We start from the raw sequence: 24899 nt of genomic DNA, 5'->3' as shown, positions 1-24899 counted from the left end.
TCAAATCGTTGCTCGCCCCCTTAGCCGCTCCGCCGTCACGATCGTGATCGTCGCGCTCGCGGTGCTGGTCGCGCTGTGGCTGTGGAAGCGGTACGAGACCGATCCGTGGACGCGCGACGGGCATATCCGCGCCGACATCGTCCGCGTGACGCCCGACGTCGCCGGCCTCGTCACGCGGGTCGCGGTGCACGACAACCAGGCGGTGAAGCCCGGCGACGTGCTGTTCGTGGTCGATCGCCCGCGCTTCGAACTGACGCTAGCGCAGTCGGACGCCTCGATCGCGAGCGCCCGTGCGACTCTGCTCCAGGCCCGCCGCGAAGCGCAGCGCGATCTCGCGCTCGGCGATCTGGTGGCGAAAGAGACGCACGAGCAGAACGTCGCGCGTGTCGCCACCGCCTCCGCCGCACTGGCGCAAGCACAGAGCGCACGCTCGACAGCAGCGCTCAACCTCGCCCGCACGACGGTGCGGGCGACGGTGCACGGGATCGTCACCAACCTCGATCTCCACCCCGGCGACTACATCGCGACCGGCGCGCAGGCGATGGCGCTAGTCGACACCGACTCGCTGCGCGTCGAGGGCTATTTCGAGGAAACCAAGCTCGGCAGCATTCATCTCGGCGACCCGGTGATCGTCCACCTGATGGGCGAACCGCAGGCGCTGCACGGCCGCGTCGACAGCATCGCCGCGGGGATCAACGACAGCGAGCGGACGAATACGACCAACCTGCTGCCAAACGTGAACCCGACCTTCAACTGGGTCCGCCTCGCGCAGCGTCATCCGGTGCGGGTGAAGCTGACGCACGTGCCGAAGGGGTGCAACTGATCGTTGGCCGCACCGCAACGGTGACCGTCGAACCTCGGGTCGCACCGGGAACGACGGCATGATCCCAGGTCACCGCTCCGCTTCACACGAACGCGCACCTTCTTCCCCCTCCCTGAAAGGGAGGGGCCGAAGTGGGTCGGCTTCCGCAAATCCGAACCGTGGTGCCACGAGCCGGCCAACCCACCCCCAACCCCTCCCTTCCAGGGAGGGGGCAGTTGCGGCTGCCTGCGCCCTCGCCCTCGCCGCCTGCACCACAGCGGGCCCGAACTACGCGCTCCCCGAGTCCGCCGCCGTCAACCGCCCGTCCGCGCAAGGCAAGTTCGACAGTGGCAACGAAAAGGCGTTCGTCGACACCCCGCTCCCCGATCACTGGTGGCAGCTCTACGGCGACCCCCGCCTCGACGGCTTCGTCACCGAAGCGCTCGCCGCCAACACCGACCTGCGCGCCGCCGATGCCAACCTCCGCCGCGCCGACGCGGTGGTCGCCGAAGTCGCCGCTGGCCGCACGCTGTCGACAATGCTCGGCGGCGGCACCTCGCTCGACCGGCCGTACACGACCGGCGGCAACCTCCCCGGTACGCTCGACTACAACCTCGGCATCACGCTCGCCTACCCGCTCGACCTGTCGGGCCGGATCCGACGCGCGATCGAAGCAGCGCAGGGCGATGCCGAGGCCGTCGCCGCCGCCCGCGACAATGTCCGCGTCACCGTCGCCGCGGAAACCGCGCGCAGCTATGCCGCCGCCTGCACCGCCAACATGGTGCTCGCTGCCAACACCCGGATCCTCACGCTGCAACGCCAGACGCTCAGCGTCACCCAGCGCCTGCAACGCGGCGGCCGCGGCACCGCGTTCGACGTGACGCGCGCAAGAACCGCGGTCGACCAGAGCGAGGCGCTGATCCCGTCGCAGGTCGCGACGCGCACTGCCGCGCTCTACAGGCTCGCCACGCTGATGGGCCGCGCGCCCGCCGATTACCCGAAGGACGTCGCCACCTGCGCAAGGCCGCCCGCGCTGAACCGTCCGCTGCCGATCGGCGACGGCAGTGCGCTGATCCGCCGTCGCCCAGATATCCGTGGCGCGGAACGTACGCTCGCCGCCGCGACCGCGCGGATCGGCGTCGCGACCGCCAACCTCTACCCACAAGTCAGCCTCGGCGGGTCGGCCGGGTTCACCGGGCCGGTGTCGTCGCTCGGCTCGGGCAACGCATTCCATCTCGGGCTCGGGCCGTTGATCAGCTGGAGCTTCCCCAACCGCCCGGTCATCCGCGCGCAGATCGCGCAGGCCGGCGCGGCCGCGGACCAGGCGCTCGCGCAGTTCGATTCGACCACATTGAAGCCCTCCGCCAGACCGAAACCGCGCTCTCCGCCTATGCCCGCGAAGGCGACCGCAACGCCGCGCTTCGCCGTGCCCAGTCCAGCGCCGCGCGCGCCGCGGATCAGGCGGGGACCCTCTACCGGTTCGGCCGCACCGACTTCCTCTCGCTGCTGACCGCGCAGGCCGCGCTGACCACCGCGCAGGCAAACCTCGCCGCGTCCGACGCGCTGCTGGTCGATCGTCAGGTCGACGTCTTCAAGGCACTCGGCGGAGGGTGGCAGACATGAGGCTCCGCAGACGCGGGCTCGCCTCGATCAACAGCGAGATCCGCGACGGCATCATGCCCGCCGCCGACACCATCGCGCGCGTCGCCAGGGACCCGGACGCGTTGCCGCACACGCCGAGCAACTACCGCGTCACCGCGCTGATCATCGCCTGCGCGTTGTTCATGGAGCAGATGGATTCTACCGTGCTCGCGACCGCGCTGCCGACGATGGCGCGCGATTTCGGCGTGCCCGCGACCAGCATGAGTTCGGCGCTGACCTCGTACCTGCTGGCGCTGGCGATCTTCATCCCCGCCAGCGGACGCCTCGCGGACCGGTTCGGCTCGCGCACCATTTTCCGCGCGGCGATCCTGATCTTCGTCGGCGGATCGATGCTGTGCGGCCAGGCGACCAGCCTGCCGTTCATGATGGTCGCGCGCTTCCTGCAAGGCTTGGGCGGCGCGATGATGATCCCGATCGGCCGCCTCGTCCTGCTCCGCAGCGTCGCCAAGGAGGACATGGTCCAGGCGATGTCTTGGCTGATCATGCCCGCGCTGATCGGCCCGATCCTGGGCCCACCGGTCGGCGGCGCGATCGTCACCTATCTCGACTGGCGCTGGATCTTCTATCTCAACGTCCCGATCGGGCTGCTCGGCGTGGTGCTCGTGACGCGCTTCATCGGCGAGGTCCGCGAGGACAAACCGGCCAAGTTCGACGTCCCCGGCTTCATGCTGTCGGGCGTGTCGCTCGGCTGCCTGCTGTTCGGGTTCGAGATGACCAGCCGCACTGGCGAATTGCCGCGCGCGATCGTCTTGATAGGGGTCGGGCTGGTCGCCGGCGTCGCTTACATCCGCCATGCCAAGCATCGTAGCGACCCGATCCTCGACCTGTCGCTGATGCGTATCCCAACCTTCCGTCTCTCAGTGATCGGCGGATCGCTGACCCGCATTACGCAGGGCGCGCAGCCGTTCCTGCTGCCGATGATGCTCCAATTGGGCTTCGGCATGACCGCGGCGGCGAGCGGCGCGATCACGATTGCCGGCGCGATCGGATCGCTGATGATGAAAAGCCTCGCGCCGCGCGTGTTGCGCCGCTTCGGCTTCCGCAACAGCCTTATCGTCGGCGGCCTGTGCGCGAGCTCGGGCTATGCGGTCGCCGGCCTTTTCCGCCCCGACTGGCCGATCCCGGTGATCTTCGGCGTGCTGATGATCTCGGGCTTTTTCATGTCGTTCCAATTCTCGGCGTACAACACGATCGCGTATGACGAGATCCCGTCGTCGCGGATGAGCAGCGCGACCAGCTTCTACGCGACGTTCCAGCAACTGATGCTGTCGCTCGGAATCTGCGTAGGGGCGGCGTCGCTGCATTTCGGGATGCTGGGGACGGGCGCGACGCGGCCGGCACTGGCGGACTTCACGCTGGCGTTCCTGGTGGTGACCGCGGTGTCGGCGTCGGCGACTATCTGGAACCGCCGGTTCGCGGTGGATGCGGGTGCCGAGCTGAGCGGGCACCGGGGGTAGCAAGACGCAACATTCTCCCTCCCTGGAAGGGAGGGGTTGAAGTGGGTCGGCCGGCTTGTTCCACTGCCCGTCCGACTATGCGGAAGCCGACCCACCCCCGGCCCCCTTCCAGGGAGGGGAAGCAGTAGGTATCAGACCTGCGTTGCCGGCAGCGAAGGCCGCGACAGCACCGACACATGCTCGCCGGGCTCCACGAACATCCCATGCGACTCCGCCCACTTTCCCGCCTTCTCGCTCGCCGTCAGCATCGTCAGGAACGGGCTCAGCAACAGCCCCAGCGTCACCGGCGCGAGCCACGCCGCGGTGATCGGTGCGAACGGCGTCACCAGCAGCAGCGCCACCCCCACCCCGACATGCCAGCGATAGCGCGGCATCACGTCCGCCAGCGACAACTCATGCGCGTCGCGGTTCTGCGGCGCCCAGCCGGACTTGCGCCCCATCAGGATCCCCGCCAGGTCCATCGTCTGCGTCAGCGCGATCACCGGCGCGGACAGCATCGAGAACGGCACGTCGACCAACACCGACCGCACGATCCCCCGCCGCCCGCCAAACCCCGCGCGACGCTCCGCATTCGAGATCGCCCAGACCACGCTCAGCAGCTTCGGCCCGAACAGCAGCAGCAGCGTGACCACCAGCACCTGCAGCGAGGTCTGCGCCTCGACGATGTTGCGCTCGCCGATCAGCGCCTGCACCACGCTCGTCGCGATCATCAGCAGCCACACCGGCGAGGTGATGAACGCCGACGCGCCCATCAGCAATTGCAGTCGGCTGACCCAGTGGAACCCCGACGACGTCAGTAGGCTGAGGTGTTGGATATTCCCCTGCGCCCAACGCCGGTCGCGTACCGCTGCGTCAATCAGCGTCGGCGGATATTCCTCGAACGTCTCCTCGGTCATCAGCATGTGCACGCGCCAGCCGCGCCGCCGGAGCAGCGCCGCCTCGACCATATCGTGACTCATGATGACGCCGCCGAACGGCGCGCGGCCGGGCAAGTCGGGCAAACCGCAGCTCGCCGCGAACGCCTCGATCCGGATCATCGCGTTATGCCCCCAGAACGTCGCCTCGGAGCCCGACCACCAGACTAGGCCCGCGGTCGAGATCGGGCCGTACAACCGACTGGCGAACTGCATCCAGCGCTGGAAGAACGTCACGCCGTTGATCACCGCGGGAACGGTCTGGAGCAACGCCACCGCAGGCCGCCGTTCGAGCACCTGCGCCATGCCGATGATCGTGTTGCCGCCCATCAGGCTGTCCGCGTCGAGCATCAGCATGTAGCGATAACCGCCGCCGAACCGCCGGATCCACTCGGCCACGTTGCCCGGCTTGCGGCCGACGTTCACGGTCCGGCGACGGTAATAGAGCGCGCAATCGAGCGTCGGAGCGAGCCTTTGCCACGCGGCCACCTCGGCCGCCTCCGCCGCTTCGCCCGAGTCGCTCAGGATGAAGATATCGAACCGGTCGGCGACGCCGCCAGCCGCGATCGCGCGCGCCATCCAGGCGATCCGCTCGAACACGGCGTCGATATCCTCGTTATGGACCGGCATCAGGATCGCGGTGCGGCCCTCGAGCGGTTCGGACTGGCGCGGCGTCGGCACGAAGCCCGGATGGCCGCCGGTCATCAGCAGCACGAAGCCGATCGCCGCGTTCATGAAGCCGAACGCGATCCACGCGAACAACGGGAAGAACAGCGCCAGCAAAACCGCATCCCACAGGCTCAGCCCGTCGGCGAGCAGCGATTCCTGCACCGCGGACGATGCCGCGGTGGCGAGCAGCCCGGTCATCAGGATGAGGATGATCCGGCGCGCGAGCATATCGTCGTTCGAGACGACCATGCCCGGCCCCGGTTCGGGCGCGGACCAGGGCGGCGGCGGCCCGTCGAAACGCTGCGGGAGCATCTCGATCGGCGACTCGCCCGGCATCATCGACGGCATCATGGCGGGAAGGTCGGGCATCAGAAGATCGGCGTCAGCACGGTTTCGCTGAGTGCGCGACCGCCGCGCGTGAGGAACAACCTGACGTCGGCCGGGCCCTGCGCATCCGGCGCGACGTCGGCGGTCACGCGCCAGCGGTTTTTCTGGCCGACCACCGGATACGCCGCGTTGGCGAGCACCTTGCCGCGGACGACATCGATCTTCGCGGTCACGCCGCTCTGTCGGTCGAGCCCGGCAAGACCGTCGCCGATGAAGTCGACCACGAGCTTTCGCGCGCCCTTGACCGGTTCTGCGCCCGGTCGGCCGGCGACACCCTGCCAGCAATCGACGACATGCGCGGTCGCGGCGATGGCGGTCGGGTCGCTCGATTTCCACGATAGCGTGTAATCGAACTGCAACCGCTGGCCGGCTTTGGCAGGCGCGGCCGGCGTCCAGAACGAGACGACATTATCCACCGTCTCGCTGTTGGTCGGGAACGCGTAGAGCATCACCGCGCCCTTGCCCCAGTCACCCTGCGGCTGGATCCACAGGTTGGGCCGGCGATCGTAGAACGCGCCGTCATCCTGATAGTGATCGAAGTTCCGATCGCGCTGGATCAGCCCGAAGCCCTTCGGCGCCTGATCCGCGAAGCTGTCCAGCGTATCGTGCGGCGGGTTGTTGAGCGGCCGCCAGATGCGCTCGCCCGCGCCGGTGAGCAACGCGAGGCCGTCCGGATCGTGGATCTCGGGGCGCCAGTCGACCGCAGCGGCGCGATTGCCTTCGCCGTACCAGAACATGCTGGTCGCCGGTGCGACTCCGAGCCGTTCGATATCGCGACGGATGTTCAGGACCGACGAGACCTGCTGCTCTACGCCCGCGCCCGCGACGTGCCGCGATTGGAACCGGTACGCCCCGGTAACGCTGGCGCCGTCCATCAGCGCATAGATCGTGTAGGCATCGGCGCCGGTCCGTTCGATCCAGAATTCGGTGAAGTCGGGGAATTCCTCGCGGCCGGGCAGCCCGGTGTTGATCGCGAGCCCGCGCGCGGACAGGCCGTATTGGTCCTGCGAGCCGGCGGTCCGGAAATAGGACGCGCCCTGGAATGCCATCCAGTCGCTGGTCCCACCCGGCGCCATCGCGCGGAACCCGGCGATGCCGAGCGCGGCGGCATGGCCCTCTTCCGCCTCGAACAGGTCGCGCGAAAAGTCGATGCGCCGCGCCTGTCCGCCCTCGACGACGTTGATCGCGACCGGCATCGGTGCATAGCGACCGAGCGGGAACAGGCGGATGCCGCCCGCCAGCGTCTTGTCGGCGCGGAAGCGAATGCTGCCGACCTTGTCGTAATCGATCGCGGCGGCGGCGGCGACCTTGGCGGGCGCCTGGTACGGCTTGGTGGCCAGCGTCGCCGCCCGTTGCTGGAGCGCGTCCCACGAGAAAGGCTCGGCCTTGCCACCCATCTTTCCGGGCGCTGCACGCATCGCCGCGGCGGCCTGCGGGAGGACACCCAACAAACCCAGCGCGGTCATTACTTCGCGTCGACCGATCATGCAGAGCGCTCCTCGTCATCATGCTGCAACGCGGTAGCATAAGGACATCGCGCGCGCGCGTCGACAGGTCCCGCCCCCGGCGCGGCCTACCTCGCCGCGCGCTGCCAGCGAGCGCTGACCTGGACGCGGTCGTGGATATGGCTGCCGACGATCACCAGCATCGCGCCGCCACTCGCGCAGAGGAAGCCGATGGCGGCGAGCAGGAATGCGAGCGGGCCGGTTAGGGGTGGAGACGGGCAAGCGTGTGGATCGCAGTGACGGCGATCGTCAGCGCCAGGACGCCGCTCGCGCGGAGGCTGAGGTCGGTGCGAAGGCGGCGAGCGTCGGTCATGCGACGCTTGAGCTATCGCTTGCCTCATAAGCGTTCGAGATCGATTTCGCAGGGGAGCCATAGTGTTCGCGTAGTGCGCAACCCCGTCATCCCGGCGAAAGCCGGGACCTCGCGCGGCAGGGGCGACCTATGGCAGGGAGACCCCAGCTTTCGCCGGGGTGACGGTGCAGGGCTGGGGTGACTGCAGGGGTTGGGCTTCATTACAGGCGGACCGCCCGCTTCCTTGTTCTCCCGCGAAGGCGGGAGCCCAGTCTGGATCCCCGCCTTCGCGGGGAAACAAGCTTTCTGCCTATGGAAACGTTCAGGCGTCGACCAGCAGCCGGTATCCGATCCCGAGTTCGTTCGCGATGACCGTGCCGACTCCCCCGTCCCCTCCAGCTTCTGCCGCAGGTTCCGCACCACGATACGCAGATATTCGATCCGGCGATCGTGATCGGTCGGCCACGCCGCCTCCAATATCCGCTGGTGCGTAACCACCCGCCCCGGATGCGCCGCCAGCGCCGACAGCACATCGAACTCCTTGCGCGTCAGATGCGCTTCCTCGTTCCCCCGCCGGACAAGCCGGTGCTCGAAATCGATCTCCACCCCATGCGCACGCAATACCGTCGGCCGCGATGTCGCCTCGCCGCGCCCGCGCAACGCCACCCGCAACCGTGCGAGCAACTCCTCGGTATCGAACGGCTTGGTCACATAATCCTCCGCGCCAAGATCGAGCGCGGCCACCTTCTGGTCGGTCGCCTCGCGCGCGGACACGACGAGAATGATCGGATCGCCGAGCTTCTTCAGCAACGGTACCAGCTCCAGCCCATCGCGATCCGGCAACCCCAGGTCGAGCAGCACCGCGGTCAACGGCCGGCTCGCCGCAATCCGCAAAGCCTCGCGCGCGTCGACCGCTTCCTCGACGCCGTACCCTGCCCGCTCCAGCGTGTTCTTCAACAACCGCCGGATATGCAGTTCGTCATCGACGATCAGGACCGTCTGCGCGCTCATAGATTCGCTCCATCGGTGTCGCGGACGAGCAGGGCCACGGGGAAGCACAGGCTGAACTGCGCGCCCGTCAGGTCTTCGCGGTTGCTGGCTTCGACGCTCATCCCCATCGCTTCGGCGAACGCCTTGACGATCGCAAGCCCAAGTCCCGTGCCGCCGATCGCGCGGTCGGAGCCTTCGAGGCGGCGGAACGTCTCGAACACCTCCTTCTCGCGGCCGGGCGGCAGGCCCGGCCCTTGATCGATCACCGACAGCCGCAGCATGCCGAACCGGTGCTCGGCACGCACGATGATCGGCGTGCCGGGATCGGCATAGCGGCCGGCATTGTCCAGCAGGTTGAGCAGGCAATGGTGGAGCAATTGCGGATCGACGCGGACCAAAGGCAGGTTCGGCGCGACGTCGAGTTCGATCGCATGCCCCTCGAGCACGCGCTTCGTATCGTGCACCGCGCCCGCCACCGCGTCGGTGAGATCGGTCGGCTCCAGCCGCAACCGGAGCGCGCCCGCCTCGACCCGCGCCATGTCGAGCAGATTGCCGACGAACCGGTTGAGCCGCGCCGCCTCGCTCTCGATCGTCGCGATCAGTTCGGGCGTGACGCCGCGGTGCAGTTCCGCCGCCGCCGCCATCACCGACGTCAGCGGCGTACGCAGGTCGTGGCTAACCGACGACAGCAGCGCGGCGCGCAACCGATCGCGCTCGCGCACCGCGTCGACATCGCGCATCTCGACCTCCAGCCGCGCGCGTTCGAGCACCAGCGACGCCTGATCGACCAGGCTCATAAGCAACGGCAACTGGTCCGATCGCACCGGGTCGCCGCCCGCCTCGCGCGCCAGCCCGAGCACCGCCAGCGTCCGCTCGCCCGAGCGCAACGGCTGGAAGAACCACTCCGACGCCGCCAGCGTGCCCGATCCACGACCAGCGGGCGCGCCCGTATCATAGGCCCATTGCGCGGCAGCCATCTCCATCGTCTCGAGCCGGTAATCCGCACCGTTCGCCGCCTGCACCGCGAGCCCGGTATCCTCCGCGACGAGGATCACCGCGCGCACGCCGAACAACCGGCCGATCTCCTCGCAGATCGCACGCGCCAGCGCGACCGGCTCGTTGAGCGAGGTCAATTGCCGCAAGAAACCGGCGAGCGCCGCGTTCGTCCGCGCGCTCGCGGCGGCAATGTCGGCCTGCGCGCGAACGCGCGACGTCAACTGGCTCGTCACGAACGCTATGCCGAGCAGCACGAGGATCGAGATCACGTTCTCGGGATTGTTGATCGTCAGCGTACCGGTCGGCGGCAGGAAGAAGAAATTGTACGCGATCGACGAGGCGATCCCGGCGAACAGTCCGGTACGCAGGCCGAACAGGCTCGCCGCGGCCATCACCGGCAGCAGATACAGCAGCGCGACGTTGCCGAGGTTGAGGATGTGGAACAGCGCGCTCGCGACGCCGGTGACGCTCGCCACCATCGCGGTCGTCCAGGCATAGCCCGCCTTGCTGCCCCAATCGCCGGTGCGCTTTCTGCCGGTCGGCGCCGCGGCACCCGCCTCCATCGGCAGGACATGGACCGCGACCCCGGCGTCTCGCGGACGATCCGGTCGACGACCGAGCCGTGGCGCAGTTCGAACCAGCGCGAGCGGGCCGACTTGCCCACCACGAGCTGCGTCGCCCGCGCCTCGGCGGTGAAGGTCTTGAGGCCGTCGACCACCGAGGTCGCGGGGACGGTGGCGACGTCGCCGCCGAGTTGGGTCGCGAGGTTGAAGACGGCGGCGAGTTGGCGGTGCTCGGGCTCGCCGAAGGTCTGCGCGCGCGGTGTCTCGATATATACCGCGGTCCAGGGCGCGTGCATCGCGTCGGCGACCCGCTTGGTAGCGCGGACGAGGCCGAGCGCGCCGGGCAGTTCGCTGATCGCGACGACGATCCGCTCGCCGCCCGCCCAGGTGCCGCCGACACCGAGCGCGCGGACGTGTTCGAGCATCTGCGCATCGACGGTCTGCGCGGCGCGACGCAGCGCGAGTTCGCGCAGCGCCGACAGGTTCGACTTGGAGAAGAAATGCGAGAGGGCTCGGGTCGCCTCTTGGGGCAAATAGACTTTGCCCGCCTTCAACCGCTCGATCAGTTCGTCGGGCGGGATGTCGACGACTTCGATCTCGGCGGCCTCGACGATACTGTCGGGGACGGTCTCGCGGACGCGAACGCGGGTGAACGAAGCGACGACGTCGTTGAGGCTCTCGATGTGCTGGATGTTGATCGTCGAATAGACATCGATGCCGGCGGCGAGCAGTTCCTCGACGTCCTGGTAGCGTTTCGGGTGGCGGCTGCCGGGCGCGTTGGTGTGGGCGAGTTCGTCGACGAGGACCAGCGAGGGCGCGTTCGAGGATGGCGTCGAGGTCCATTTCGTCGAGCGTGCGGCCTTCGTACGGGATCGCTTTCCGCGGGATGATCTCGTGGCCTCGCGTAAGCGCTTCGGTTTCGACGCGGCCGTGCGTCTCGACCACGCCGATGACGATATCGACGCCTGCGCGGCGGCGTTCGGCGCCTTCGGAGAGCATCTCGTAGGTTTTGCCGACACCCGGAGCGGCGCCGAGGAAGATCTTCAGACGGCCGCGACCCTCCTGCGACGCCTGTCGCAGAAGGGCCTCGGGGGATGGTCGTCCGTCGTCGTTCAACGTGCGCCCGTCGCGTCCAGCGCTCGGTTGATGGCGAGGACGTTGACGCGCGGCTCGCCTAGGATGCCGAGCAGCGGGCCGTCGACGTTGGCCGTGACGAGTGCGCGAACCGTGTCGGCGGGCAACCCGCGGATACGTGCGACGCGAGCGACCTGTGCGTACGCCGAGGCTGGCGACAAATCGGGATCGAGACCCGAACCCGAGGCGGTGGCGAGGTCGGCCGGGAGCGGCCCCGTCACGCCTTCCGCGCGACGTTTGGCGACATCAGCCTTGGTGCGATCGACAAGCGCCTGGCTGGTCGGGCCGAGGTTGGAGCCCGACGAGGCGAGACCGTCATAACCTTTGCCAGCCGCCGAGGGGCGCGTCTGGAAATAGCGGTCGGTGGTGAACGCCTGGCCGACGACGGTCGAGCCGATCGCCTTGCCGTTGGCCATGACGAGGCTGCCGTTCGCTTGGCTGGGGAAGATGGCCTGTCCGATCCCGGTCATGGCGAGGGGATAGACGATCCCGAGCAGCAGCGCGAACAGGATCGTCATGACGAACGCGGGGCGAAGGGCGGAGGTAAAATCGGATGTCATTCTGCAACTCCTTGTGTCCCCGCGAAAGCGGAGACCAGTCTGGGCTCCCGCCTTCGCGGGAGAACAATTTCACGCTAAACCCAGCGCGCCGACGAGAAGGTCGATCAGCTTGATCCCCACGAACGGCGCAATCAGCCCACCCAGCCCATACACCGCGAGGTTGCGCGCGAGCAGCGGCCCCGCCGCCATCGGCTTGTACGCCACGCCCTTGAGCGCGAGCGGCACCAGCATCGGGATGATGATCGCGTTGAAGATGATCGCCGACAGGATCGCACTTTCGGGCGACCCGAGCCGCATCACGTTGAGCACGCCAAGCCCCGGATAGAGCGCGACGAACATCGCCGGGATGATCGCGAAATACTTCGCCACGTCGTTCGCCACCGAGAAGGTCGTCAGCGCACCACGCGTCATCAGCAGCTGTTTGCCGAGGCCGACGATCTCGATCAGCTTGGTCGGATCGCTGTCGAGGTCGACCATGTTGCCCGCCTCGCGCGCCGCCTGCGTGCCGGTGTTCATCGCCACGCCGACGTCGGCCTGCGCCAGAGCCGGCGCGTCGTTGGTGCCGTCGCCGCACATCGCGACCAGCCGCCCGCCGTGCTGTTCCTTGCGGATCAGGTTGAGCTTGTCCTCCGGCGTCGCCTGCGCGAGGAAGTCGTCGACGCCTGCCTCGGCCGCGATCGCCGCAGCGGTGAGCGGGTTGTCGCCGGTGATCATCACCGTGCGGATGCCCATCGCCCGCAGTTCGCCGAAACGCTCGCGGATGCCCGCCTTGACGACGTCCTTGAGGAAGATCGCGCCGAGCAACCGGCCATTGCGGGCCACCGCCAGCAGGGTACCGCCAGCGCGCGCGATCTCGTCTGTAATCCGGCGCAGTTCGGTGGCGGCGGCGGTCGCCCCCGCCCCCGGATTGGCCTTCAGGATCGAGATCGACCGCGCCCTTCTGGATCAGCGAACCATTCACCTTCACGCCCGAGATGCGCGTCTGCGCGGTGAACGGGATGACTTCCGCATCGCTCGGCAACGCGTTGGTCGTCACACCGAACTTTTCGCGCGCCAGCACGACGATCGAGCGGCCCTCGGGCGTCTCGTCCGCAAGGCTGGCCAGCAACGCTGCCTCGGCCAGCTCCTCATCACGCGTGCCGCCGACCGAGCGGAACTCGCTCGCCTGCCGGTCGCCGATCGTGATCGTACCGGTCTTGTCGAGCAGCAGCACGTCGATATCGCCCGCCGCCTCGACCGCACGCCCCGACTTCGCCAGCACGTTGAACCGCACCAGACGGTCCATCCCCGCAATTCCTATCGCCGAGAGCAAGGCTGCGATCGTCGTCGGGATCAGCGTGATCAACAGCGCCGCCAGGATCGCGACCGGCACGCGGCCACCCGCATAGCTGGCGAAACCGGGGATCGTCCCGACTGCGATCAGGAAGATGATCGTCAAGCCGACGAGCAGCAGCGTCAGCGCGATCTCGTTCGGCGTCTTTTGCCGCTCGGCGCCCTCGACCAGCGCGATCATGCGGTCGAGAAAGCCTTCGCCGGGGTTGGCAGTGACCTTGACCCGGATCTCGTCGGAGATGACACGCGTGCCGGCGGTCACCGCCGAGCGATCGCCGCCCGCCTCGCGGATCACCGGCGCGCTTTCGCCCGTGATCGCGGCTTCGTTGACCGAGGCGACGCCCCAGACGACTTCGCCGTCGGCGGGGATCAGGTCGCCCATCGTCACCAGGACGATGTCGCCCGATCAGAGCGCGCTGGCGGCGACCGATTCAGCCTGGTCGCCCTTCATGCGGCGGGCGGTCAGTTCGGCCTTGGTCGCGCGCAACGACGCGGCCTGCGCCTTGCCGCGGCCTTCGGCGAGCGCTTCGGCGAAGGTGCCGAACAGCACCGTCAGCCACAGCCAGATGACCAGCTGTATCTTGAAGCCGACCGACAGCCCGTCGCCACCGACATTGACGAGGATCGTCAACAGCGTGGCGACCACCGCAGTGACGAACATCACCGGGTTGCGGATCAGCTGCCGAGGATCGAGTTTCCGGAAAGCGTCGCCGATCGCCGGGATGATCAAGTCGGCCGTAAACAGCGACTTGGTAGGGGTGCGTGCCATTTTGGCTTGTCCCGTCAGAAGGTTTTGCCGCTGATCATCGCGAGATGATCGGCGATGGGACCGAGCGCGAGGCTCGGCAGGAAGGTCAGGCCGCCGACGATCAGGATGATCCCGACCAGCAGGCCGACCCACAGCGCACCCGTCGTCGGAAACGAGCCAGTGCTTTCCGGCGTGTGCTTCTTGGCCGCGAGCGATCCGGCGATGGCGAGCATCGGCACGATGATGAAGAAGCGCCCGAGCCACATCGCGACCCCGAGCAAGCCATTGTAATAGGGCGTCGCGGCGGTCAGGCCCGCGAACGCCGAGCCGTTGTTCCCGACGCCGCTGGTGAAGGCGTAGAGGATCTCGGTGAACCCATGCGGCCCCTTGTTGAGCGGCCCGGCGAGTCCGGCGGGCAGCACGGCGCTGAGCGCGGTGAAGCCCAGGATGACGAGCGGCAGGATGGCGATCGCCAGCACCGCCAGCTTGACCTCGCGGCTCTCGATCTTCTTGCCGACATATTCGGGCGTGCGGCCGACCATCAGGCCTGCGACGAACACTGCGAGGATGGCGAACAGCAGGAAGCCGTAAATGCCGGCGCCGACGCCGCCGATGACGACCTCGCCGAGCTGGATGTTGAGCAGCGGGATCATGCCGCCGAGCGCCGTGAAGCTGTCGTGCATCGCGTTGACCGCACCGCACGATGCCGCCGTGGTGACGACGGAGAACAGCGCGGATGCGGCGATCCCGAAGCGGACCTCCTTGCCCTCCATGTTGCCGCCCGCGACGCCGATGTTGTGGAGGATCGGGTTGCCCGCGGCTTCTTGGGCATAGGTGATGGTGACGCCGGCGAGGAACAGCACGAGCATTGCCGAGAGGATCGCCCAGCCCTGGCGCGTGTTGCCGACGGCCTTGCCGAACGTCCAGGTCAGGCCGAAACCGATGACGAAGATCGACAGCATCTGGATCAGGTTGGTCAGCGCGGTCGGGTTCTCGAACGGGTGCGCCGAGTTCGCGTTGAAGAAGCCGCCACCATTGGTGCCGAGCATCTTGATCGCTTCCTGGCTGGCGACCGGGCCGAGCAGCAACGACTGCTTCGCGCCCTCCAGCGTCTGGATGTCGACGACGCCCGCGAGCGTCTGCGGCACGCCGCTGGCAATCAGGAACAGCGCGTAGACGATCGAGATCGGCAGGAGCAGGTACAGCGTGACGCGCGTCGCATCCGCCCAGAAGTTGCCGATCGTTGTGGCGGACCGCCGCGCAAAGCCGCGGAACAGCGCGAACGCCAGCGCGATGCCGGTCGCCGCCGACAGGAAATTGTGGATCGTCAGGCCGAACATTTGGGCAAAGTTCGACATGGTGGATTCGCCACCATAGCTCTGCCAATTGGTGTTGGTTGTGAAGCTGATCGCGGTGTTGAACGCGAGGTGCGGCGCGAGGCCAGCGAGGCCTTGCGGGTTACCCGGCAGCACGCCCTGCAGGCGCAGTACCGCGTACGTGAGTGCCATCAACGTCGCGTTGAACAGGAGCATGTGCAGCGCATAGCGGCGCCAGCCCTGCTCGGCCTTCGGATCGATACCGGCGAGCTTGTAGAAGCCTGTTTCGACCGGGCCGAGGACGGCGTGGATCGGCGTGCGGCGGCCTTCGTACAGCGCGAACAGCCACAGGCCGACGGGTTTGGTCAGCGCCAGCAATATGCCGACGAAGCCGAGGATCAGGATCCATCCCTGGAATGTCATGGGAGCGCGCTCTAAAGCGTTCGGGACGGATCAGCACCGCCACGAGATAGAAAAGTAGCCCGAGCGCGACGATCGCGGCGAGCCAGAGGTCGAGGGTCATGGCTGCGTCCTCACGCGTTGTCGCACAGGCGGACATAGGCGAGCGTCGCCGCCACCAGCCCGACCATGATCGCTATCCAGAGTAGATCCTGCATCGGTCGATCCTTCAGAAGGCAGCGGTGAGGGAGGCGACGATCGTGCCGTCGGCGATCGATCCGGTGCCGTCCTGCCCGCGGGAGAAGCTCGGCTGGAGATACGCTGCGCTGCGACGCGTGATGTCGGTGTCGACATAGCTGACGTTGAAGGTCAGGTTCTTGTACGTGGCGTCCGCGCCGAGCGACCAGTCCCAGTAATCGCCGGTCGGCGTCACGCTGGTCGCGTTCGGACCGAGGCCGTCATTGCCCCAGCTATGGCCGATATGCGCCTTGGCGGTGACCGGCGTGCCGGCAATCGCGAACGCTCCGTCGCCGGTGAGGTAGAGATTGTCGGTCTTGGCGCCGGGATTGGTATAGACGCCCGCAGCCGCATCGGCGCCGGTGCGATACCATTTGCCGAGCGCCTGCTGTTTCGGCGCGTAGAAAGCGCTCGCGGTCAGCGTCGCCGGGCCGGTCGTGCCGCTGAGCTTCACATAGGGCTCGGCATAGTCGGTCTTCGAGGCGCCGCCCGGATACATGTACCAGGTCAGGCCGACGTCGATCGTCGCGTTGTCAGCGAGCTTGTGCTTGTAGCCGCCGATCAGGTCGAGCTCCATGTTCGAGCCGCCGAACGTGCCCCAGCCGGACAGGTTCGAGCCCCATGCGCCGACATACACGCCGCTCTGGTGCGCGATCGTCAGCCCGCCCTGGATCGCGCCGTCCTTGTCCGACTGCGACACGCCGCGCAGGCGGTAGTCGGTCGCGAGCGTCACCGAACCGGTTACGGTCACGGGAGAAGGCGGCGCGGTGTCCTGTGCGAACGCGGGCGTGGCGAGACCGGTCAGGATACCGCCCGTTAGAACTAGGCCGGCGACGAAACGAAGACTGTGCATTGCTATCCCCATGCGCGGTCCCTGCCGGAAGAGTGGCGGGCCGCGAGGACTGGCAATTAGGCGCCGGCGACGTAGCAATTCGAGATCGATTGCCGGGCCGGCGCGTATGTTTCGCGTAGTATTGTCGGAATTACGCCCGGCGCAGGAGCATCCAGCCCGCCAGACCCGACAGGATCGAGCCCGCGAACACGCCGATCTTGACCGAATCCATCGCGTGCGGCGCGCCTGCGAACGCGAGCCCGCCGATGAACAGGCTCATCGTGAAGCCGATCCCGCATAGCACCGCCATGCCGTACACCTGCGCCCAGTTCGCGTTCTTGGGCGCCTCGGCCAGCCGCAACGTGACGAGCCCGCGGATCGTCGCGAAGATGCCAATCTGCTTGCCCAGGAACAGCCCCAGCATGATCCCGGCCGGCAGCGGCGAAATCACGTCCGCCGCCACCATCCCGCCGAACGCGATGCCCGCATTGGCGAACCCGAACGCCGGCACGATTGCGAAACTCGACCAGGGCTGGAGGGCGTGTTCGAGGCGTTTGAGCGGCGGTTGCCCCTCCCCGTCCGCAGCGGGATCGTGAACGCGACCGCCACGCCGGCGAGCGTCGCATGGACGCCCGACAGCAGGACGCCATACCAGATGCCGACGCCGATCAGCAGATACGGTACCAGCGACCGCACCCCCGACAGGTTCAGGATGACCAGCACGCCGAGCCCCACGCCCGCGCCAAGCAGCGGTAGCAGCGCGATCTGGCCGGTATAAAACACCGCGATGACGAGGATCGCGAGCAGGTCGTCGATCACCGCGATCGCGGTCAGCAATATCTTCAACGAGGTCGGCACGCGCGATCCGAGCAAGGCGAGAATGCCGAGCGCGAACGCGATGTCGGTCGCCGCCGGGATCGCCCAGCCGCGCAGATTGGCGGGCGTGCCCATGTTGACGAGCAGATAGAGGCACGCCGGCACCACCATCCCCGCAAGCGCCGCCGCGCCGGGCAGGATGCGCTCTCCCCAGGTCGAGAGATGCCCCGAGACGAACTCGCTCTTCACCTCCAGCCCGATCAGCAGGAAGAACAGCGCCATCGCGCCGTCGTCGATCCAGTGATGGACGCTCATCCCAGCGACTTCATGGTGAAGCGTCGCGAAATAGGCCGGCGCGAGTGGTGAATTGGCGACGAGCAGCGCCGCGATCGTCGCGGCGAGCAGCACGATGGCGCCCGCCGCATCGCCCGCAAAAAGCGCCGGACCGCGCTCACAGCCCTTCCCCGCCGACCCATTGCGCGTTCGACAGCCGGCGTGCGAGGTCCCAGCTCTGAACGCGGATGTCGGGAACGGCGACCACTTCCCACAGCCCGCCGCGGGTCATCGGGCCGATGCAGTGGATGCGGTCGTCGGGCGTACCGTCCGCCCGGATCACCCGCGATTGCGCATCGACGTCGACGCCGAGCCGCAGCGGATCGGGTCGGATCAGCCCGGCGGCGAGCAGATGCTTCACGAGCGGCTCCTCGGAGCGCAACAGATCGCCCTGCGGCCCGGTGCAGTTTACGATCCGCGCGGCGTGCGTGACGACGGTGGCGGTTTCGCCGCGTGGTCGCCAGGTCAGCTTTGCCTGCGGCCCATCGGCCTCGGCCGAGACGATCTTACCCGCCGCGAAGGTCAGTCGGCCGGTCGCTACAAGCGCCTTGACGCGGTCGGCGACGGCCGGCGCGAGGCGGTGGCGATGGACGTCCCAATAGGGACGCAGATGCCGCAGGAAACGGCCACGCAGGTCTTGCGACGCTGCCGACCACAGCATCTGCGTCACCGGGCGAAGTTCGTCGACAGCGCACCGCCAGCCTTCGGTCGAGGCCCTGTTACGGACATGACGGACGAGGTCGGTCAGCCCGCCCTGCGGCTTATCCGACACGCCGCGGTGCGCGAGGGCGCCGTCGACATGGCGGCGGGGCGACAATCCGCGGCGCGATGTGGCGAGGATGTGGCCTGCAGATCCCTGCGCATCGAGCAACAGCGCCGCGTCGATCGCGGTCAGCCCGGTGCCGACCAGCACGACGGTATCGTCAGCGCCCAGACCTTCGGCGAGATCGGCCGCCCACGGGTCTGCGCAATACACGCCCGCCGGCAGGGCCTCCGGCTTCAAGCCCGGCGGCGTGTGCGGTGGCAGATCCCGAGCGCGAGCACGGCGGTATCGGCGGCGATGGCCCGCCCGTCCGCCATCGTCAGCGTGACGCCTTCGCCCTCGACCGGCTCGATGGCGCAGACCTCGCCCTCGACATGCACCAGCCGGCCGTCCGACTCCGCGATCGCCGCGTCGAGCAGTTCGCGCAGATACGCGCCATAGGTCGTGCGCGGGACGAAGGTCTTGCGGTCGCCCTTGCCGTGCGCTTCGAGCCAGCGGACGAAATGATCGGGATCGTCGGGCAGCGCGCTCATGTTGCCCGCGCGGACGTTGAGCAGGTGGTCCGGATGCGCTGCACTATACGCGACGCCGCGCGCGAGCTGCCGGTCGCGGCGCTCGACCAGCGTCACCCGGGGCCCTCGTGGCGCATCAAATTGACCGCGAACAGCGCGCCGGAAAAGCCGCCGCCGACCACGACGACATGATCCTCGGGCCCAGCGATCCGCGGCATCGTTGCTCTGTCGTCCATCCGTTCGCCCACCCGTGCTGCCGCGGGAAGCCATGCCCGATCGAAGTCGGCTAGCCCAGCCCCCTCTCGATCCTCCCCGCCAGGGGAGGTGGCTGGCCATTGCCAAACGAAGGGAGAGGAAAGGGAAACAGTCGTTCCGTATCCCCCTCCGTCACCTTCGGCGACACCTCCCCTTGCGGGGGAGGATCGATCAGCAGCTTACGGCCGGAACGCACCGATGCCGGCGATCGCCATCTTCGGTTGCGCGGTCGCGACCGTCGTGAAGCCGAGCATCAGGTACCGCGCCTTGCGTGCCTTCGCGAAGGTGATGCGCTGCGTCGCGCGGGCATAGGCGATGTTGCCGAACTCGCCCTCGCCCGCCGGCGTCCAGGTCTTGCCGTCCTCGCTCGTCTCGACGCGGTAGCGGCCCGGCGGCCCGGCGTCGGGCAGGGCCTGACGGGTCGGCGTCAGGCTGAACCCGGCCACCTGATCCGCCTTGCCCATGTCGATCATCAGCATGACCGGGCTGGTCGAGGTCGGCGCAGGCGTGGTCCAGACGGTCGCGAGGTCGTCGTCGAGCACCGCCTCGGCGCCCGCCAAGGTGGCTTCACTGCATTCGCCAGCGACACCGCCTTGGTGGGATCGAGCGACGCCGGATCGCCTTGCGTCGCGCCCGCGATCGTCCACCCCGTCTTCGAGATGATCTTGTTGCCCGTCGCCTGCGACGCCGCGACCGCCACGGGCGCGACGCTCAGGAACAGCGACAGCTCGGTGATCGCCGGGCAGGCCGGCGCCTCGACGATCCGCAACCGCACGCGGCGCGCGGTGACCGGCTCGGGCAGGCGGATGATCCGCTGCGCACCGATGCATTCGTGCACCGCCACCTCGCGCCACGCGCCTTTCGCGTCGGCCACATCGATCGCGAACTTCGTGACGCGTACGCCGAGCGCCAGCGCCTCGCGGATCCGGATCAGGTCGAAGCGACGCCCCGGCGGCAAATCGAGCACCAGCGACGGCGTCTTCATCGCATCCGCCGTGCTCCAATAGGTGTCGGGATTGCCATCGATCACGTTGGCCGGCGCGAACCAGGCCCCGCGCGACGGTCCGCTCGCCACCGCACCCTTCGCCAGATCGGTCTTGAAGCTCGCACGCAACGCGTCCCGAACGATTTCAGCGACGCGAGATCGGGCTCCGCGATCAGCCCGCGACGATCGGGCGGCAGGTTGAGCATCATGTTGGTGCCGCGCCCGACCGACTCGTCGTGGAACTGCATCAGCCGCTGCGGCGACTTTACCTGGAGGTCCTCGTCGGCATGATAGAACCAGCCCGGCCGGATCGACGTGTTCGTCTCGGCCGGCCACCACAAAGGCGCACCGCGCACGCCCGAATTGCCCTCGCTCTGGACGTACGGATGGTTCGGCATCGTCGGCCAGCACGGATCGCCCGCGCGTCCGTCCTCGTTGCCGACCCAGCGGATATCCGCGCCGAGCGGATCGAAGGTGCACGCCATCGGCTGCAATTTGTGGACCAGCGCGATGATCGACGGCCAGTTGTAATATTTCGGCGCATCGATCTTCCGCGCCTCGCGCGCGCCGCCATAATAGCCGTCGCCGCCGTTCGCGCCGTCGAACCACACTTCGAACAGCTCGCCGTAATTGGTGCAGAGATCGGTCAGCTGCGCGCGGAAATAGTCGATATACGCAGGCGTGCCGTAATCGGCGCGGTTGCGATCCCACGGCGACAGATACAGCCCGTAGGAAATCCCGCCGCGACGGCACGCATCGCCCAGTTCGCGGACGATATCGCCCTTGCCGCCCTTGTACGGGCTGTTGCGGATGCAATGCTCGGTGAGCCTGGTCGGCCAGAGGCAGAAACCGTCATGATGCTTGGCGGTCAGGACGAGCCCGGTCAGCCCCGCGCTCTTGGCCGCTGCGACGATCTGGTCCGGATCGAACGCGGTCGGGTCGAACAGCTTCGGGTCCTCGTCGCCATAGCCCCATTCCTTGTCGGTCCAGGTGTTCAGCGTGAAGTGGACGAAGCCGTAGCGCTCGCGCTTGTGCCACGCGAGCTGGCGGACGCTCGGCGTTGCGCCCCACGGAGCTGGCGCACCGACCGGGGCGGCGGCGTTCGCGCGACCGGCAGCCGCGGTAGCGAGCGTACCCGCGATCAACGCGCGGCGGTTCAAATCGCCAGTGAATTTGGGGGTCATCGCGAAACTCCGGTGGTTGCTGGCGGCCGATCGGCAGGCGCGCGGCCAAAATCACGGTTGGGTGTGGCGCCCATCTCGAACACGAGCCGACCGCCGCGCACGATATCGGCATGCGCGATCCAGCTCTTGGTCCAGGGCCGGCCGTTCCACGTCACCGACTGCACATACGGCCGATCCGCCGCATTCCCGCGCGCCTCGACGACGAGAGTCTTGCCATTACCGACGCGCATCTCCGCCCGGTCGAACAGCGGCGAGCCCAGCACATAATTCGCGCTCACCGGATCGACCGGATACAGCCCGAGCGCGCTCAGCACGAACCACGCGCTCATCTGCCCGCAATCGTCGTTGCCGATGATGCCGTCGGGATCGTCCTTGTACATCTCGGTCAGCAGCCGCCGGACCATTCCTTGCGTCTTCCACGCAGCACCACAATACGCATACATGTACGCGACGTGGTGGCTCGGCTCGTTGCCATGCGCATATTGGCCGACCAGCCCGGAAATGTCGGGCGGCGCATCCTTCGGCAGCGTCGACGGCGCATTGAACAGCCCGTCGAGCTTCTGCTCGAACTTCGCATCGCCGCCCATCGCCGCGATCAGGCCATAGACGTCGTGCTGGTTAAGGAACGTCGCCTGCCAGCCATTGCTCTCGGTATAATCGCGCCACTTCGACGCATGGCCGAGCGCGATCGGATCGTACGGCGTCGTCCATGCCCCGTTCGCAAGCTTCGGCCGCGCGAACCCGATCGACGCATCGAACACGTTGCGCCAATTCCCGCTCCGCTTGCGCAACCGCGCCGCATCTGCACTCGCGCCCGCAGCATCGGCCAGATGCGCAGACGCGTAATCGTCATACGCATATTCGAGCGTGCGCGAGACCGACTCGAACACCGTGTCGGCGGGGATGTAGCCCATCGTGTCGTACGGCTTGATCCCGAGGCTGTTGTCCATCGTAGGCATGGCAAAATCGAACGACCGGCGCCGCACGTTCGGCCACGCCGCGGCATAGTTCGCGGGCACGCCCTTCGCGCGCGCCTCGGCCATGACCGACACCGAATGCCAGCCGATCATGCACCCCGTCTCGACCCCTGCAACGGCCAGACCGGCGGACCGTAGGGGCTCTGCTGCGTCTGGCGGATCAAGTCGCCGACCAGTTCGGCGGTCCGCGCCGGCTCGATCAGCGTGAGCAGCGGATGCAGCGCGCGATACGTGTCCCACATCGAATAGGAACTATACGCACGATCCTTGCCGGTCACCGTGTGCACCTGCCGGTCGAGCCCGACATAGCGCCCGTCGACATCCGAGAAGAGCGTCGGCGCGAGCTGTGCGTGGTACAGCGCGCTCGCCATGATCGTGCGCTGCGCCGCCGTGCCGCCCTCGACGCGGACAGCCTCGAGCGCAGGTGCCCAGCTCTTGGCAGCATCGGCACGATAGCGATCGAAATCCCAATGCCGCGCCTCGGCGGCAAGGTTCTCGCGCGCACCCGCGACGTCGACCGCGGAGATGCCAGTGCGGATCACGATCGGCGCGGCACCCGCGTCGTCATAATGCAGCACCGCCTTGACGCGCTTGCCCGCGACGCCCTTCGCACCCGCCGGCTGCGGAGCGTCGCCATCGCCGTAGAACACGATCCGGTCGGGCTTGCGCGACAGCTGCATCACGAAGTGGATCCGCCTCCCCTTCGCCCAGCGGAACACGCGCCGGCTGCCGGTCAGCATGCCGGTCTCGTCGATGTTCAGCGACGCATCGTCGATCAGCACGCCCTTGTCGGTCTTGTCGAGCACCAGATGCGACAGGTTCACGAGGATATGCCCCGCGCCCGCCGGAAAGACATGCCGCTGGATGCCGGTCCGCTCGGTCACAGTCAGCTCCGCCCGCACGCCCGATTCCAGCGTTACGCGGTAATAGCCGGGCTCGGCATGCTCGGCCGAGAAGCGCTGGCGATACCCCGCATCGGGGTCGGCCAAAGTACCGGGCTCCAACTGCACCGGCCCACGCGTCGGCACCACCAGCACGTCGAGCATGTCGCCGATCCCGGTGCCCGACAGATGCGTATGGCTGAACCCCATGATCGACGTGTCGGTGCGATGATAGCCCGAACACGCATCCCAGCGCTCGACATCGGTATCGGGGCTGAGCTGCACCATCCCGAACGGCAAGGTCGCGCCCGGATAGGTATGGCCATGCCCGCCCGTACCGACGAACAAATCGGGTGCAGTCTGCTGCCCGCGCGGCGTGGCGGCAAACGTCGCGCGGGCGGTCAGCGCGAGCGCACCGCTCCCGGCGAGGAGCATGCGGCGAGTGATGGTCATGCGCGGACTCCGAGAAGGGCGGGATTTTTGGCGGCGACGTCGACGATCAGTTCGCCGAACAGTCCGTTCGCCCAGGCGAACCACGACCGCGTAAATTTCGCGCCGTCGTCCTGGTTGAAGGATTCATGCATGAACCCGGTGCCGCCGTGCGTCGCCTTCAACGCAGCCAGCGACCGCGCGACGGTCGCGTCGTCGCCAGTCTCGAGCGCATTCAACGCATGCATCACGATCGACATCGGCCAGATCTCGCGCAGCCCGGTATGCGGACTGCCGATACCCTCCGCCGCCTTGCCGGTGAAGAAATACGCGTTGTCCTTACTCCAGGCGCGCGCGGCCGTGCGCCGCCAGAGCGGATCGTCGGCCTTCACCGCGCCGAGATACGCGAGTCCCGACAGGCTCGGCACATTGGCGTCGTCCATGAAGATCGCGTTGCCGTAACCATCGACCTCATACGCCCAGACCGGCTGGCCGTCCGCGCCTTTGGTCATCCCGTGCAACCGCAACGCCGCCTCGACCTCGTCCGCCAGCGCAGAGGCATCCGCCGCCAGCGCAGCGTCGGGCCGAGCGCGCGTCGCGAGTTCCGCCAACTGGCGCAGCGCGCGCACCGCGAAGATGTTCGACGGGATCAGGAACGGGAGCACGCACGCATCGTCCGACGGGCGGAACCCGCAATGGATCAGTCCGATAGGCCGCGACGGCGGACCATAGCCGTCGAGCGGCATGCTCTCCCCGACGATCGGCGACGACCGGCGGAAGCGATACGGCCCCGGCCCGTCCTTGCGCTGCTGCTCGCGAAACGTCCGGATCGACGCGCGCGCGCCGTCCGCCCACAGCGCGTCGAACGGCACGGTATCGCCGGTCGCCCGCCAATAGGCATGCGCGATCCACATCGGGTAGCAGAGCAGAATCCACCTCCCACTTGCGCTCGCCGACGCCCGGCTTCAT

Annotated in this window: 11 protein-coding genes and 8 pseudogenes; 3 read left to right on the top strand and 16 right to left on the bottom strand. The window is 67.9% G+C overall.

Going from position 1 to position 24899, the window contains the following annotated elements; genetic code table 11:
• The first annotated feature begins 4 nt into the window (after positions 1-4).
• The 3 genes and pseudogenes from AC0IX7_RS17610 (at position 5) to AC0IX7_RS17600 (ending at position 3921) form a co-directional block, all read left to right on the top strand.
• A pseudogene (locus AC0IX7_RS17610) lies at positions 5-885 on the top strand (efflux RND transporter periplasmic adaptor subunit).
• Between the two features lie 155 nt (positions 886-1040).
• A pseudogene (locus tag AC0IX7_RS17605) lies at positions 1041-2425 on the top strand (efflux transporter outer membrane subunit); the annotation flags it as partial.
• On the top strand, positions 2422-3921 hold the full coding sequence (locus AC0IX7_RS17600; RefSeq protein WP_471813124.1) for a DHA2 family efflux MFS transporter permease subunit: 1500 nt from the start codon (positions 2422-2424) through the stop codon (positions 3919-3921). The pseudogene AC0IX7_RS17605 and the gene AC0IX7_RS17600, both read left to right, overlap by 4 nt.
• A 131-nt stretch (positions 3922-4052) precedes the next feature.
• On the opposite strand, the gene mdoH is transcribed toward AC0IX7_RS17600, so the two are convergent.
• The 16 genes and pseudogenes from mdoH to AC0IX7_RS17520 form a co-directional block, all read right to left on the bottom strand.
• Complete coding sequence (gene mdoH, locus AC0IX7_RS17595; RefSeq protein WP_471813122.1) at positions 4053-5873, bottom strand: glucans biosynthesis glucosyltransferase MdoH; 1821 nt, start codon at positions 5871-5873, stop codon at positions 4053-4055.
• Complete coding sequence (locus tag AC0IX7_RS17590; RefSeq protein ID WP_471813121.1) at positions 5873-7378, bottom strand: OpgD/OpgG family glucan biosynthesis protein; 1506 nt, start codon at positions 7376-7378, stop codon at positions 5873-5875. Before AC0IX7_RS17590 ends, mdoH begins: the two co-directional genes overlap by 1 nt.
• Before the next feature lie 355 nt (positions 7379-7733).
• Entirely contained in the window at positions 7734-8699 is a 966-nt protein-coding gene (locus tag AC0IX7_RS17585; protein ID WP_471813119.1) for a response regulator transcription factor, read from the bottom strand.
• Positions 8696-11353, bottom strand: a pseudogene (locus AC0IX7_RS17580) (DUF4118 domain-containing protein). The gene AC0IX7_RS17585 and the pseudogene AC0IX7_RS17580 overlap by 4 nt, the downstream one beginning before the upstream one ends.
• Positions 11350-11931, bottom strand: a complete 582-nt coding sequence (kdpC, locus tag AC0IX7_RS17575; RefSeq protein WP_471813117.1) for a potassium-transporting ATPase subunit KdpC — start codon at positions 11929-11931, stop codon at positions 11350-11352. The pseudogene AC0IX7_RS17580 and the gene kdpC overlap by 4 nt, the downstream one beginning before the upstream one ends.
• 69 nt (positions 11932-12000) lie before the next feature.
• Positions 12001-14032, bottom strand: a pseudogene (kdpB, locus tag AC0IX7_RS17570) (potassium-transporting ATPase subunit KdpB).
• 14 nt (positions 14033-14046) lie between these two features.
• Positions 14047-15750, bottom strand: a complete 1704-nt coding sequence (gene kdpA / locus AC0IX7_RS17565) for a potassium-transporting ATPase subunit KdpA (protein ID WP_471813115.1) — start codon at positions 15748-15750, stop codon at positions 14047-14049.
• Between the two features lie 22 nt (positions 15751-15772).
• Positions 15773-15850 (bottom strand): annotated as a pseudogene (locus tag AC0IX7_RS17560) (potassium-transporting ATPase subunit F); the annotation flags it as partial.
• Between the two features lie 105 nt (positions 15851-15955).
• Entirely contained in the window at positions 15956-16816 is an 861-nt protein-coding gene (locus AC0IX7_RS17555; protein ID WP_471813114.1) for a TorF family putative porin, read from the bottom strand.
• A gap of 130 nt (positions 16817-16946) precedes the next feature.
• A pseudogene (gene nhaA / locus AC0IX7_RS17550) lies at positions 16947-18019 on the bottom strand (Na+/H+ antiporter NhaA).
• Positions 18020-18062: 43 nt separating this feature from the next.
• Entirely contained in the window at positions 18063-18947 is an 885-nt protein-coding gene (locus tag AC0IX7_RS17545; RefSeq protein WP_471813112.1) for an FAD/NAD(P)-binding protein, read from the bottom strand.
• Complete coding sequence (locus tag AC0IX7_RS17540) at positions 18944-19336, bottom strand: FAD/NAD(P)-binding protein (RefSeq protein ID WP_471813110.1); 393 nt, start codon at positions 19334-19336, stop codon at positions 18944-18946. Before AC0IX7_RS17540 ends, AC0IX7_RS17545 begins: the two co-directional genes overlap by 4 nt.
• On the bottom strand, positions 19333-19455 hold the full coding sequence (locus tag AC0IX7_RS17535) for a hypothetical protein (RefSeq protein ID WP_471813108.1): 123 nt from the start codon (positions 19453-19455) through the stop codon (positions 19333-19335). The genes AC0IX7_RS17540 and AC0IX7_RS17535 overlap by 4 nt, the downstream gene beginning before the upstream one ends.
• Before the next feature lie 198 nt (positions 19456-19653).
• Positions 19654-21643: pseudogene (locus AC0IX7_RS17530) on the bottom strand (alpha-L-fucosidase).
• A pseudogene (locus AC0IX7_RS17525) lies at positions 21640-23954 on the bottom strand (GH92 family glycosyl hydrolase). The pseudogenes AC0IX7_RS17530 and AC0IX7_RS17525 overlap by 4 nt, the downstream one beginning before the upstream one ends.
• A complete protein-coding gene (locus AC0IX7_RS17520) occupies positions 23951-24844 on the bottom strand; it encodes a glycoside hydrolase family 125 protein (protein WP_471813106.1) in 894 nt (297 codons plus the stop codon). The pseudogene AC0IX7_RS17525 and the gene AC0IX7_RS17520 overlap by 4 nt, the downstream one beginning before the upstream one ends.
• Positions 24845-24899: the final 55 nt, after the last annotated feature.

The organism is Sphingomonas sp. AC411 (genome assembly GCF_979253035.1).
The sequence above is the reverse complement of the archived record's forward strand: the minus strand, read 5'-3'. Positions and strand labels throughout refer to the sequence as shown.